Source organism: Paucisalibacillus globulus, from assembly GCF_900184735.1.
GTDB lineage: Bacteria > Bacillota > Bacilli > Bacillales > Amphibacillaceae > Ornithinibacillus > Ornithinibacillus globulus_B.
The window spans coordinates 1-13,938 of sequence record NZ_LT855389.1 but is presented as its reverse complement, the minus strand read 5'-3'; the positions used below and the strand labels follow the sequence as shown (position 1 = coordinate 13,938).

Sequence of the window (13,938 nt, the reverse complement as noted above, 5' to 3'; positions counted from 1 at the left end):
AGGAGTGGAGTGATGGATCTACAAAACCCGATTGCAGTTGGAAATACTGCAAAAATCTATCTCCATGGTAACCAAATAGTTAAAGTGTTTCATGACTATTTTCCTCAAGGGGAAGCTGTAAAAGAAGCGGCAAAACAAGAAGCTGCTAGAACAAGTGGCCTTCGTGTTCCTCGTGTCATAAATGTAACCAGAATAAATGAAAACCCAGCCATAATAATGGAATATATAAAGGGCCAAACATTAGGTAACATGGTAATGGAGAACATGCAAATGGCAGAACACTATATGAATATTTCAGTTGATAACCAGCTAAGTATTCATAACATTAAACTCAATTCAACTGAATCAATGGTTACCAAATTGGAGCGTCAAATACAGTCAGCTCAACTATTAAGTGAGAGTGAGAAAACGCACCAAATAAGTAAGTTAAATAAGATGAATTTTGATGAAAGGCTTTGTCATGGTGATTATCATTTATTCAATCTTATTTTGTCAGGTGACAACATATATGTTATTGATTGGGTTGATTCGAGTATGGGCGATATACGTGCGGATGTTTGTCGAACATACCTTTTATACTCTCAATTCGACAAAGATTTAGCTGAAATTTATTTGAATCTGTATAGTGAAAAAAGTGGTATTCAAAAGCAAGAAATAATGGAATGGGCATCTATCATAGCTGGAGCTAGACTATCGGAAATTGTACCAAACGAAGATGCTAACAGATTGCTAAAAATTGTTAGGGGTGAAGAATCTAAAAGGTAAATTTACTTTTAGGAACTGTTCTAGATATAGAAAGGATCACAGATAATGCCTGTGATCCTTATGTTTTTCACTAAGTTGTATGCTTAATCAACCAACCTTCAATTCTTTCAACGACCTTATACATAAGAGCAGCAAAGATAGCGATAAGAATTAAGGCTGCCATTACTAATGTGAAATCAAACACTTGGAATCCGTAAACAATCAAGTATCCTAATCCCTCTGAAGAAACTAGGAATTCTCCAACGATTACACCGACCCAAGATAATCCTACATTTACCTTCAAGGTCGAAATCATAACTGGTAAGTTTGCTGGAAATATAGCTGACTTAAAGCATTGCCATCGAGTTGCACCAAAGCTTTTTAGAACTTTTTCATAGTTTGGATCTACTTCGCGAAATCCGGTATAGACAACTATGGTCGTTATAATGATGGATATGATCGCTCCCATAGCGATAATAGCGACATATCCAGGTCCTAAAGCTACAATGATAATTGGCCCCAAAGCAACCTTAGGCATTGCATTCAAAATAACAAGATAAGGGTCAGAGATATTGGAAAACCTTGGGGATGACCAGAGTAAGGATGCTATTACTATTCCAAGTAATGTTCCAATAATAAACCCAGCTAATGTTTCAAATAACGTAATGAGCGTATGAGATATCATGGATCCATCCGTTAACTTTACCGTTAATAAATTATAGACTTTAGTTGGAGAACTAAACAGTAATGGATCAATCCAGTTCATTCTACTAGCAAGTTCCCATAAACCAAAGAATCCAACTAGAATACATGCTTGCCAAATGAATACAATTCTTTTTTCTCGTTTCAAACCCTGTAGATGTTTCTCAAATAGTAAGTGGTCTCCTTTATCTGACATTGCTACATCCCCCTTTCTAGGGAAGAATTAAACGGTTTGAGTTTCACTTTTGTTTAACTCCTCCCAAACTTTGTCAAAAATAGATTGATATTTAGGATGCTTGCGAACTAGAAATGGCATCTCGTTTCGGAGTTCGAGGGGAACTTCAAACGTTTTGGAAATTCTACCAGGGTTGGCACTCATGACAATTATTCGATCACTCATGGCAATTGCTTCTCCAATATCGTGGGTAACTAAAATAGCAGTCTTGTGGTAAGCGTGTAATAGTTTATATACAAGGTCTTCTAATTTTAATTTAGTTTGGTAATCTAGAGCTGAAAATGGTTCATCCAATAATAGTATTTTAGGGTCAGTTATTAAGGTTCTCACTAAGGCAACACGCTGCCGCATCCCACCTGATAAGGAGGAAGGGTATTGTTTTTCTACATTTTGCAAACCCACTTCTCGTAATAACTCTAATGCTTTTTCTTTTAGCTCCTCATTTACATTATCTTGAATTGTTGGACCAAGTAGCACATTATCTAGAATAGTTTTCCATGGAAATAGGTAATCTTGTTGAAGCATATACCCAATTGCTAATTCAGATTCTATCATTGGTTTATTATCTAAAAGAACTCTTCCCGAGGTCTGATTCATAATCCCTGAAACAATGGAGAGAATGGTAGACTTACCACAGCCACTTGGTCCAAGAAGTGAGACGAATTCACCCTCTTTAACCGAGAAAGATATATCATCTAATGCCTTCTTAAAGTCATCTTTGCTAAAGTAATGATGTGTTACATGTTCTAAGGTTAGAAAGGACATGTTTTCCCTCCTTAGTTATTAATGACGTCCTCTGCTATCTCTGTATTTACTAGCTCTTCGTAAGGTATATCAACTTCTGGTAATTCCCCAGCTTCATTCATAATATCCTTTAAATTATTCCATTCCTCTTCATCTAGGATTGGGTCTGTTGCAAAGGAATCTTGGTTTTTATAACGTTCAATTGATGAAGTTAGAATATCTAAATCAACATCCTCGAAGTATTCTTGGATTGTCTCTGCTATTTCTTTAGAGTCTGTTTCTTGTACCCATTGTTGTGCTTTATAGATTGCTCTTGTGAATTTCTCAACATTTTCAGGGTTATCGTCAATATAACTTTGTTTTGCCATGAAGACGGTGTATGGTACATGACCAGATTCCTCTCCAAATGAGGCAACCACATATCCATTGCCTTCTTTTTCAAAGACACTTGCAGTTGGTTCGAATAACTGTACATATTCGTAGTCACCTGACAAGAATGCACCTGGAATATTTGCAAAATCAATATTTTGATGCAGTGATAAATCATTATGTGGATCAATTCCGTGATTCTTTAGAACAAATTCTCCAACCATCTGTGGCATACCACCTTTACGTTGCCCGAGGAAATTGGAGTCTGTTAAGTCTTCCCAATTAAAATCTGGTTTGTCTTCTTTTGCAACAAGAAAAGTTCCATCCGTTTGTGTTAATTGTGCAAAGTTAACAGCAAAATCTTTTGAATCTTGAGCATAAACGTAAATAGAAGTCTCAGAACCTACAAGGGCAACATCAATACCATCTGATAGTAAAGCGGTCATTGTTTTGTCTCCACCCCAGGTAGTTTGTAATTCTACATTCAAACCTTCTTCCTCAAAGAATCCCTTTTCAATTGCTACATATTGTGGTGCATAGAAAAGAGAGCGAGTTACCTCTCCAATTTTTATGGTTGTAGTATCGCTATTGGAACCACATGCGGAAAGGAGTAAAAGCGCAAGCACGGAGAGCACTGCGATTAATTTTATTTTTTTCATTCTAACCGACCCTTTCAACATCGAGAATTTTTCGTCAAGACAGTTTATGCGTAGTTAAAAAAATGTGTGAATGCCTATAAGGATGAATTTGTTTAGAAAATGATTAAAGGGTTTAGTTTAGGGAGTGAAATTAATGATTGCGGTTATAAGGATAGGGGAGAGGAGAGGAGCACAAGTTTCTCGGATGTGGGAACAAGGTAATGTAATACAGTTACAAGGTGAGGAGATAGGGCATAAGGTGTTGGAATACGGTCATAAGGAATAAAAGAACGAGCACAAGGTAATGGAGTGTGGTTACAAGGAGTAAGAACTGAAGCAGAAATTATCAAATGAGTAATCTCAGAACACTAATGCATAAAGAAAAACCGATCTAAAAGAATAGATCGGCATAAATAATAGTAAATATATAAACCCTCTTGGGATGAGGACAAGACTAAAAAAATATTACTTATAAATTGGTCCAGCTTCAGCGATTTCAGTACTTACATGTGTGAATTTCGTGAAGTTCTCATGAAACTTCTGTGCAAGGTCTTTAGCAGCTGCTACATAATCATCTTGGTTTTCCCATGTGTTCTTTGGTACTAATACTTCATCCGGTACACCGGCAACATGAGTCGGGATTTCTAAACCGAAGATTTCATCTTTAGTAGTTTCAACATTGTTCAACTCACCCTCAAGCGCTGCATGTACCATTGCTCTGGTATAAGACAATCTAATACGGCTACCAACGCCATATGAACCACCAGTCCAACCTGTATTAATTAAGAATACATTTGTGTTATACTGATCAATTTTTTCACCAAGCATACTCGCATATTTCGCTGGTGCTAGTGGTAGGAATGGTGCACCAAAACAAGCAGAAAAAGTCGCTTGTGGTTCTGTAACTCCTCTTTCCGTACCTGCTAGTTTACTAGTATAACCACTTAAAAAGTGATACATTGCTTGTTCTTTTGTTAGTTTACTAATAGGTGGTAATGTGCCAGAAGCATCAGCTGTTAAGAAAATAATTGTATTTGGGTGCCCGGCAATACTAGGGTTAACAATATTATCAATATGTTCTAATGGATAAGCAGCTCGCGTGTTTTCTGTTAGGGTTGTGTTATCAAAGTCTGGTCTGCGTGAATCTTCATCCAATACAACATTTTCTAGAACAGAACCAAATTTAATAGCATTGTAAATTTGTGGTTCCTTCTCTTCTGAAAGATTGATACATTTTGCATAGCATCCACCTTCAATATTGAATACACCGCTTGAACTCCAAGCATGCTCATCATCTCCGATTAATTTGCGATAAGGGTCCGCTGATAAGGTGGTTTTACCAGTACCAGATAAACCAAAGAACAAAGCAACATCGCCTTCTTTACCAACGTTTGCTGAGCAGTGCATGGATAAAATATTTTGTTCAGGTAATAAGTAGTTCATAATGGAGAATATGGATTTCTTAATTTCTCCTGCATATTCTGTACCGCCAATTAAAATAACTCTATGTTTAAATGATACAAGGATAAACGCTTCCGAATTGGTTCCATCGATAGTGGGATCTGCTTTAAATGTTGGTGCAGAAATTACTGTAAAGGAAGGTTCGTGAGTTGCTAGTTGATCCTCAGTTGGTCTAATAAATAATTGTTTTGCAAACAGGTTATGCCATGCGAATTCATTAATTACTTGAATAGGTAATTGGTAATTCTGATCTGCTCCAGCAAAACCATTAAAAACATATATTTCATCATTATTCTTTAAATGTGCGATTACTTTCTCATACAGCTTTTCAAAAACTTCTTCCTCAATAGGTTGGTTTACAGTACCCCAATCTACTTTACTTTCAGATATGGAATCCTTTACAATGAATTTATCCTCTGGAGAACGTCCAGTGTATTTACCAGTTGTCGCAAGAACTGCCCCTGTGTTTGATAAAACACCTTCTTTACGTGAAAGTACTTTTTCTACTAAAGTTGCAACGGACAGATTTTTCTTTACATTTTCTTGTGATAGAAGTTCTTCCAATAGTGAAGATTTGATTACCGTATTCATTAAAATTACCTTCCTTTTAAAAGAGATTATCTGAAGAAAGATTCCTTCGATACATTATTTTCCTGAAATTAATTAATAGTATAACACATTAGAATAAATAGTCCATACTATTTATTATTTTTTATTGTATTATTTTATTAAAATTACGTGACAATAAAATAACCAGTTGACATGGGACAATAGATTCAGTTAACCTTAACAATGAGCGGATACTCTCTTATTCAGAGCAGGCGGAGGGACAGACCCGATGAAGCCCAGCAACCATCACGTAGGTGAAAAGGTGCTAACCTGATGCAAGGAAAACTTCCTTGAACAATAAGAGCGAAAGGCTGGTTATTCCTTTCCTCATGTCTTGAAGGAAAGGCTTTTTTACGTTAATTGGGAATAATACTGATATAAATAAGAGTTCCGTACCAAGAAATTAGAGGGAGGATTTAGCCACATGGCTAATAATCGTCGTTTATTTACTTCTGAATCTGTAACAGAAGGTCATCCTGATAAAATTTGTGATCAGATTTCAGATGCCATTTTAGATGAAATATTAAAAAAAGACCCTGCAGCTCGGGTAGCATGTGAAACAACCGTTACAACTGGTTTAGTTCTAGTTGCCGGTGAGATTACCACTTCAACCTATGTAGACATTCCAGCTGTTGTTCGACAAACTATTAAGGATATTGGGTATACACGAGCGAAATATGGTTTTGATGCTGATACTTGTGCTGTCTTAACAGCAATTGATGAGCAATCACCTGATATTGCTAGCGGTGTAAACCAAGCACTAGAAGCACGTCAAGGTAAAATGACAGAAGGTGAAATCGCAGCAATTGGTGCAGGTGACCAAGGATTAATGTTTGGTTTCGCTTGTAATGAAACGGAAGAATTAATGCCATTACCAATCTCTTTGGCACATAAATTAGCGAAAAGGTTAAGTGATGTCAGAAAAGATGGTACACTTGCATATTTACGACCAGATGGTAAAACACAAGTGACCGTGGAATATGATGAAAAGGATCAACCAATACGTGTTGATACTATTGTCATTTCGACACAGCATTCTCAGCATGCAACATTAGAACAAATTGAGAAAGATTTAATGGAGCATGTTATCAAGCCAGTTGTTCCTGGGGAGTTATTAGATGATATAACGAAGTATTTTATTAATCCTACAGGACGCTTTGTGATTGGTGGTCCACAAGGAGATGCTGGATTAACAGGAAGAAAAATTATTGTAGATACGTATGGTGGTTATGCTCGTCATGGTGGTGGTGCATTTAGTGGAAAGGATCCAACAAAAGTTGATCGTTCTGCCGCATATGCTGCTCGCTATGTTGCAAAAAACATTGTTGCTGCCAAATTAGCGGATTCTTGTGAAGTCCAATTAGCTTATGCTATTGGAGTTGCTGAACCGGTTTCCATTGCTATTAATACATTTGGTACTGGTAAAGTTACGGAAGAATCATTAGTCAAAGCTGTTCGTGACGTATTTGATTTACGACCTGCTGGAATCATTCGCATGTTGGACTTACAAAGACCAATATATAAAGACTCTGCTGCTTATGGCCACTTTGGTCGGACAGATATTGAATTCCCTTGGGAAAAGACCGATAAGGTTGGGGATTTAGTAGAATTAACAAAATAACAAAGAAAAACCGCTTGGTGCTGTTCATGTGCATCAAGCGGTTTGTTTATATTCCGACAATGAAATCTATAATTCTAAGCCCAAATTGGTATGTTCCTTATAATACTGACCTTTTTCTACATAGGATTTACGAACTCGTTCCATTTCTTTATAATCTTCTTCCGTTAATTGTCGTACTACTTTTGCTGGGCTTCCCATAGCTAAAGTATGTGGTGGTATTTTTTTGCCTGGTGGTACGAGACTCCCTGCTGCAATAAATGCACTCTCTCCAATCTCAGCTCCATCTAGTATGATGGAACCCATTCCGACTAAAGCGTTCTTTCTAATGATAGATGAGTGTAATGTAACTTGATGACCAACTGTTACGTCATCTTCAATAACTAATGTATGATTTGGGCTTTGGTGTAGCATGGATAAATCCTGAATACTAACCCTTTTTCCTATTCGAGTCGGTGCAACATCTCCACGAATAACCGTTTTAAACCAAATACTAGATTCTTCGTCAATTTTGACATCACCGATAATTACTGCATCCTTTGCTACAAAGACAGAAGGATGGATGGTGGGTGAAATATTTTTATAATGATGGATCACTTATGTTCCTCCTTTTACTTTTTCTGTATAGCGATGATAAAGGGTGGATTATTTTTTTGATTAATAAATCCATAGCGTAGGACACTATAGTTTTTCTGGTCTAGGGACATGACATGTTTTAGAATAATATTTTTTTCTTCTTCTCCACCTTCATGGCCGTAGTAAACTACTAGAATAATTCGACCACCCTTTTTTAGGTACTGTAAAATAGTGTCAATGGCTTTAACTGTCGATTCTCCTTCTGTGACAACAGATTTGTCGCTTTTTGGTAAATATCCTAGGTTGAATATGGCACCGCCAATGTTTCCTTCTAATTCTTTGATTAAGTAATTTTCAATATTAGCATGGCTATCTAACACTAGTGAAACATTGCTGCAGTTATGTTCCATTAGTAACTGATCGGTATTATCAATTGCCTGTTCTTGAATGTCAAGAGCGATTACTTCGCCGAATTCTCCAACAAGCTTACTTAAAAATAAGGTATCATTACCATTTCCACAAGTTGCATCAATCACTGTTTCTCCAGGTTCGATAATTTCTTCTAATAAATGATGGGAATAATTTAAAATAGTTTTCATTGTGTTCTCCTTAAAAATCAATCTGTGTATTAAGAATAGCATTTATGATAATTTATCGGAAACAAAAGTGTATACACCCTTTTCGATTTATTTCATATTATAATAGATTAAAAAAGGAATATCTTGACAAAGCTAGTAGTATTCATTAAAATTCAATTTAAATATTAAAATGCGATGCGAAGGAGTAGTAGTAAAATTGCTCAGGTAAAGAGAGGCAATGGTTGGTGTGAATTGCCCCTGACAAGTTACGAACTCGCCTTCAAGGCTGCACGAGTGAACTAAAGTAGCTTGTGACGTTAATCCACGTTATGGATACAAGTGAACGTATTAAACGTTAATTTGGGTGGTACCGCGGGAGTAATAGCTTCTCGTCCCTTCTTTGGGATGAGAGGCTTTTTTATTTGTATTGAAATTATAAAGGAGGAGTTATAGATGAGTTTTAACCATCATGATATTGAAAAGAAATGGCAAAAGTATTGGCTTGAAAATAAAACCTTCAAGACTGATGCAACATCTGATAAGAAAAAATTCTACGCGCTAGACATGTTCCCATATCCATCTGGGGCAGGGCTTCACGTTGGACATCCCGAAGGCTATACGGCAACTGACATACTGTCACGTATGAAGCGTATGCAGGGATATGAGGTACTTCATCCTATGGGGTGGGATGCATTTGGACTACCAGCAGAGCAATATGCACTAGACACAGGAAATAGTCCTGCAGAGTTTACCCAAAAAAATATCAACACGTTTAAAAGACAAATTCAAGAACTTGGGTTCTCCTATGACTGGGACCGGGAACTAAATACAACAGATCCAAACTACTATAAATGGACCCAGTGGATTTTTACAAAACTTTATGAAAAAGGCCTAGCTTATATAGATGAAGTGGCTGTTAACTGGTGCCCAGCACTTGGAACAGTACTGGCTAATGAAGAAGTAATTGATGGTAAAAGTGAACGAGGTGGACATCCAGTTGTTCGTAAGCCAATGAAACAATGGATGTTGAAAATTACTGCTTATGCAGACAGACTGCTAGATGATTTAGAAGAACTAGATTGGCCAGAGAGCATAAAAGATATGCAACGTAATTGGATTGGTCGTTCAGAAGGTGCTGAAGTAACATTCCCAATTGAGGGATTTGATGAGTCGTTTACAGTATTTACTACACGTCCTGATACATTGTTTGGGGCAACGTATGCAGTACTAGCGCCAGAGCATCCTTTAGTTGAAAAAATCACAACCACTGAACAAAAAGATGCTGTACAAAAGTATTTGGATGCCGTGCAAACTAAATCCGATCTTGAAAGAACAGATCTTGCAAAAGACAAAACAGGTGTGTTTAGTGGAGCCTATGCGATTAATCCAGTAAATAATGAGAAAATGCCAATTTGGATTGCTGATTATGTTCTAATGACCTATGGTACTGGCGCAATCATGGCGGTACCAGCTCATGATGAACGTGACTATGAATTTGCAACTAAATTTGATTTGCCAATAGTGGAAGTAGTTGCTGGCGGTGATGTCACGAAAGAAGCATATACAGGAGACGGGGAACATGTAAACTCTGACTTTCTAAATGGGCTAGATAAAGAACAAGCAATTACAAACATGATTACTTGGCTAGAAGAAAAAGGTGTTGGAACCAAAAAAATAACGTATCGTTTGCGTGACTGGTTGTTCTCAAGACAACGTTATTGGGGTGAACCAATCCCAGTTATCCATTGGGAAGATGGTACTATGACAACAGTGCCTGAAGAAGAATTGCCACTTGAACTTCCAGTTATGACGGAAATAAAGCCTTCTGGTACTGGTGAATCTCCGCTAGCTAATAGTGAATGGGTGAATGTAATAGATCCAAAGACAGGTATGAAAGGTCGTCGTGAAACAAATACAATGCCTCAATGGGCAGGTAGCTGTTGGTATTTCTTGCGTTACATTGATCCACATAATAGTGAAAAGTTAGCTGATCCAGAATTACTTAAAATATGGCTTCCAATTGATATTTATATTGGTGGAGCAGAACATGCCGTACTACATTTGCTATATGCTAGATTCTGGCATAAATTCCTTTATGATATTGGTGTGGTACCAACAAAAGAACCTTTTACTAAGCTTTTCAATCAAGGAATGATTCTTGGTGAAGGTAATGAGAAAATGAGTAAATCTAAAGGTAACGTTGTTAATCCAGACGATATCATTGAATCCCATGGTGCAGATACACTTCGTCTTTACGAAATGTTTATGGGACCATTAGATGCATCTGTTGCATGGTCTACCAATGGGTTAGACGGAGCACGTCGTTTCCTAGACCGTATTTGGAGACTATTTATTAATGAAGATGGCAGCCTATCTAATAAAATTGTAGATGGAGCTAGTACTGAACTTGAAAAGGTTTACCACGAGACTGTTAAAAAGGTCTCAGAGGATTTTGAGAATCTACACTTTAATACGGGTATTTCTCAAATGATGGTTTTCATTAATGAAGGGTACAAAGCAGATTCAATATCAAAAGAATATGTAGAAGGTTTTGTAAAACTACTATCACCTATTGCTCCTCATATTGCAGAGGAACTCTGGGATCGACTTGGTCATCAACATACAATCAGTTATTCTGAATGGCCAACATATGATGAATCTAAATTGATTGAAGATGAAGTGGAAATCGTGATTCAAGTTATGGGGAAAGTTCGTTCTAAGTTGAAAGTAGCAAAAGATATTTCTAAAGAGGAACTGGAAAAGAAAGCATTAGAAGATGAGTCGATCCAGGATTGGATCGAGGGTAAAACAATTCGAAAAGTGGTTGTAGTACCTGGTAAATTAGTAAATATAGTTGCGAACTAATATTAAGAGGCACTCTCAATTATGAGAGTGCCTCTTTCAATTAATAATTAGGCATCCATTTTGTTTGAAGGATAATCCACTTATCTCTATCGTAATACCACAAAGTTTCAACCGTACCTATTTGATCAGCATGATATGCACCACTGACTTGTTGGTAACTTTTTAATCCATATCCTTTACTTTTACTGATGAATTTTGGCTCAAAGAAAGCGATTGGGTCTACCATTGCAGAAGTTTCTTTTATTAACTTTCCATCTTTACTATAAAGGCCTAAACGAATATATTCGTCTCTTCTAGTTTGTAGGTCCACAATATTCGGTTCCATATCTGGTGAGATTTTTACTTCTATTTTAAAGTCATCTAAGAATTTCCCTTTTACAAAAGGTTGTTCAGGTAACGGTATTTCTGAAAGCTTATTTTTAACAAGTGTATGAAGATAATATTGATATAAACCGCCACTACCCCCGGTTGCACTTTGAAAGAAAATATCATTTACTTTATCATGGTTTAAATCAATAAATGATATAGAAGGATCGTATCCACCCATATATGGAATTTCCCATACTTTATTTTCAGATGAAGTGATTACTGCTTCAATGTCACGGTAATAGTTTGAATCTGGAGAAAATAATACTCCTTTTAACTCTATAATCTCTTTCAATCCATTTCCAGTAACATCTTCTTCGTAAGTTTTAATAATCTGCAATTCACTATTAGTATTTTCTTCTATAGCATGAATGGAATAAATATCCAGGCATATAAATAATATTAGTAGAGTAGTGCAAGCTATTCTTTTCATCATATCTCCTCGTTTTCTTTAAATAGTGTTGTTATCATTTGTAAGTTGAATGTTGATATTCAGTGGAACATTTGTAGTCGATATGAATATAATAAAACGGTGTTAATGGATTATTATGGGAAAAATGGTAGTTAGTACTGATTTTATTGTATTGACTAGTATTCCAAAGAGGTGTAATATGTATTCTATTGTTGTTGATTATTTTAGAGAGTAATCAATGAAAGACAATAGAAAATAGATGACACTAGTTGACATAATCTATTCTAAGTGATATATTAGTTTATGTCGCTAATCGTTAGAGGATTAGAGAAACAAGTTATTTTATATTAAAAACTTGTTGACATAATCTTGACGAAATGATATACTTTGAAAGTTGCTTCTTAAAGCGACGCTAAAGTGTTTGCTCCTTGAAAACTGAACAAAACAACCAGTATGTAAGAAAAAACAACCCTGTTTTTTCTATTAAAAAGAAATTCTAAAAGCTAGCGTGCTTTTAGTGCTAAGAACTTAATTGATTCTTTCAATTATTTTTGGAGAGTTTGATCTTGGCTCAGGACGAACGCTGGCGGCGTGCCTAATACATGCAAGTCGAGCGAGTGAAACTAACTGAACCCTTCGGGGTGATGTTAGTGGATCTAGCGGCGGACGGGTGAGTAACACGTGGGCAACCTACCTACAAGATTGGGATAACTCCGGGAAACCGGGGCTAATACCGGATGATATTTTTCTTCGCATGAAGAGAAAATGAAAGGCGGCGTAAGCTGTCACTTGTAGATGGGCCCGCGGCGCATTAGCTAGTTGGTGAGGTAACGGCTCACCAAGGCCACGATGCGTAGCCGACCTGAGAGGGTGATCGGCCACACTGGGACTGAGACACGGCCCAGACTCCTACGGGAGGCAGCAGTAGGGAATCTTCCGCAATGGACGAAAGTCTGACGGAGCAACGCCGCGTGAGCGATGAAGGTCTTCGGATTGTAAAGCTCTGTTGTTAGGGAAGAACAAGTACAAGAGTAACTGCTTGTACCTTGACGGTACCTAACCAGAAAGCCACGGCTAACTACGTGCCAGCAGCCGCGGTAATACGTAGGTGGCAAGCGTTGTCCGGAATTATTGGGCGTAAAGCGCGCGCAGGCGGTCTTTTAAGTCTGATGTGAAAGCCCACGGCTTAACCGTGGAGGGTCATTGGAAACTGGAGGACTTGAGTACAGAAGAGGAGAGTGGAATTCCACGTGTAGCGGTGAAATGCGTAGAGATGTGGAGGAACACCAGTGGCGAAGGCGACTCTCTGGTCTGTAACTGACGCTGAGGCGCGAAAGCGTGGGTAGCGAACAGGATTAGATACCCTGGTAGTCCACGCCGTAAACGATGAGTGCTAGGTGTTAGGGGGTTTCCGCCCCTTAGTGCTGAAGTTAACGCATTAAGCACTCCGCCTGGGGAGTACGGCCGCAAGGCTGAAACTCAAAAGAATTGACGGGGGCCCGCACAAGCGGTGGAGCATGTGGTTTAATTCGAAGCAACGCGAAGAACCTTACCAGGTCTTGACATCCTCTGACACCCCTAGAGATAGGGCTTTCCCTTCGGGGACAGAGTGACAGGTGGTGCATGGTTGTCGTCAGCTCGTGTCGTGAGATGTTGGGTTAAGTCCCGCAACGAGCGCAACCCTTGATCTTAGTTGCCAGCATTAAGTTGGGCACTCTAAGGTGACTGCCGGTGACAAACCGGAGGAAGGTGGGGATGACGTCAAATCATCATGCCCCTTATGACCTGGGCTACACACGTGCTACAATGGATGGTACAAAGGGCAGCGAAGCCGCGAGGTGAAGCAAATCCCATAAAACCATTCTCAGTTCGGATTGCAGGCTGCAACTCGCCTGCATGAAGCCGGAATCGCTAGTAATCGCGGATCAGCATGCCGCGGTGAATACGTTCCCGGGCCTTGTACACACCGCCCGTCACACCACGAGAGTTGGTAACACCCGAAGTCGGTGAGGTAACCTTTT

The 13,938-nt window shown here is 38.1% G+C and carries 10 protein-coding genes, 1 rRNA gene, 1 riboswitch and 1 other annotated feature; of the genes, 4 read left to right on the top strand and 7 right to left on the bottom strand.

Annotated elements, in window-relative coordinates; all coding sequences use genetic code 11:
- Window positions 1–12: 12 nt before the first annotated feature.
- Entirely contained in the window at window positions 13–765 is a 753-nt protein-coding gene (locus BN999_RS08645; protein ID WP_096270986.1) for a phosphotransferase family protein, read from the top strand.
- A 70-nt stretch (window positions 766–835) separates the two neighbouring features.
- Here BN999_RS08645 and BN999_RS08640 read toward each other — a convergent pair whose 3' ends face one another.
- From BN999_RS08640 to pckA, 4 genes are all read right to left on the bottom strand, one after another.
- Window positions 836–1,642 carry an ABC transporter permease gene (locus BN999_RS08640; protein ID WP_096270985.1) on the bottom strand — a complete coding sequence of 269 codons (807 nt, stop codon included), beginning with the start codon at window positions 1,640–1,642 and terminating at the stop codon, window positions 836–838.
- Between the two features lie 27 nt (window positions 1,643–1,669).
- Window positions 1,670–2,446, bottom strand: a complete 777-nt coding sequence (locus BN999_RS08635; RefSeq protein ID WP_096270984.1) for an ABC transporter ATP-binding protein — start codon at window positions 2,444–2,446, stop codon at window positions 1,670–1,672.
- 11 nt (window positions 2,447–2,457) lie between these two features.
- Window positions 2,458–3,453 carry an ABC transporter substrate-binding protein gene (locus BN999_RS08630; protein WP_096270983.1) on the bottom strand — a complete coding sequence of 332 codons (996 nt, stop codon included), beginning with the start codon at window positions 3,451–3,453 and terminating at the stop codon, window positions 2,458–2,460.
- Between the two features lie 444 nt (window positions 3,454–3,897).
- The gene (gene pckA, locus BN999_RS08625) at window positions 3,898–5,484 is read right to left on the bottom strand and encodes a phosphoenolpyruvate carboxykinase (ATP) (protein ID WP_096270982.1); all 1,587 of its coding nucleotides are present in this window, start codon (window positions 5,482–5,484) and stop codon (window positions 3,898–3,900) included.
- 214 nt (window positions 5,485–5,698) lie between these two features.
- Window positions 5,699–5,806: riboswitch (SAM riboswitch) on the top strand.
- A gap of 120 nt (window positions 5,807–5,926) precedes the next feature.
- Between pckA and metK the strand changes: the two genes are divergently transcribed.
- The gene (gene metK / locus BN999_RS08620) at window positions 5,927–7,123 is read left to right on the top strand and encodes a methionine adenosyltransferase (protein WP_096270981.1); all 1,197 of its coding nucleotides are present in this window, start codon (window positions 5,927–5,929) and stop codon (window positions 7,121–7,123) included.
- Between the two features lie 66 nt (window positions 7,124–7,189).
- Here metK and BN999_RS08615 read toward each other — a convergent pair whose 3' ends face one another.
- Both BN999_RS08615 and BN999_RS08610 read right to left on the bottom strand, forming a co-directional pair.
- Window positions 7,190–7,717, bottom strand: coding sequence for a gamma carbonic anhydrase (locus BN999_RS08615; RefSeq protein ID WP_096270980.1), 528 nt, complete (start codon window positions 7,715–7,717; stop codon window positions 7,190–7,192).
- Between the two features lie 14 nt (window positions 7,718–7,731).
- Window positions 7,732–8,295 carry a class I SAM-dependent methyltransferase gene (locus tag BN999_RS08610; RefSeq protein WP_096270979.1) on the bottom strand — a complete coding sequence of 188 codons (564 nt, stop codon included), beginning with the start codon at window positions 8,293–8,295 and terminating at the stop codon, window positions 7,732–7,734.
- Between the two features lie 165 nt (window positions 8,296–8,460).
- Window positions 8,461–8,674: a binding site (T-box leader), on the top strand.
- Window positions 8,675–8,727: 53 nt separating this feature from the next.
- Between BN999_RS08610 and leuS the strand changes: the two genes are divergently transcribed.
- Window positions 8,728–11,139, top strand: a complete 2,412-nt coding sequence (gene leuS / locus BN999_RS08605; protein ID WP_096270978.1) for a leucine--tRNA ligase — start codon at window positions 8,728–8,730, stop codon at window positions 11,137–11,139.
- A gap of 40 nt (window positions 11,140–11,179) precedes the next feature.
- Here leuS and BN999_RS08600 read toward each other — a convergent pair whose 3' ends face one another.
- Window positions 11,180–11,938 carry a hypothetical protein gene (locus BN999_RS08600; protein WP_255247425.1) on the bottom strand — a complete coding sequence of 253 codons (759 nt, stop codon included), beginning with the start codon at window positions 11,936–11,938 and terminating at the stop codon, window positions 11,180–11,182.
- A gap of 527 nt (window positions 11,939–12,465) precedes the next feature.
- Between BN999_RS08600 and BN999_RS08595 the strand changes: the two genes are divergently transcribed.
- Window positions 12,466–13,938, top strand: a 16S ribosomal RNA gene (locus BN999_RS08595); the annotation flags it as partial.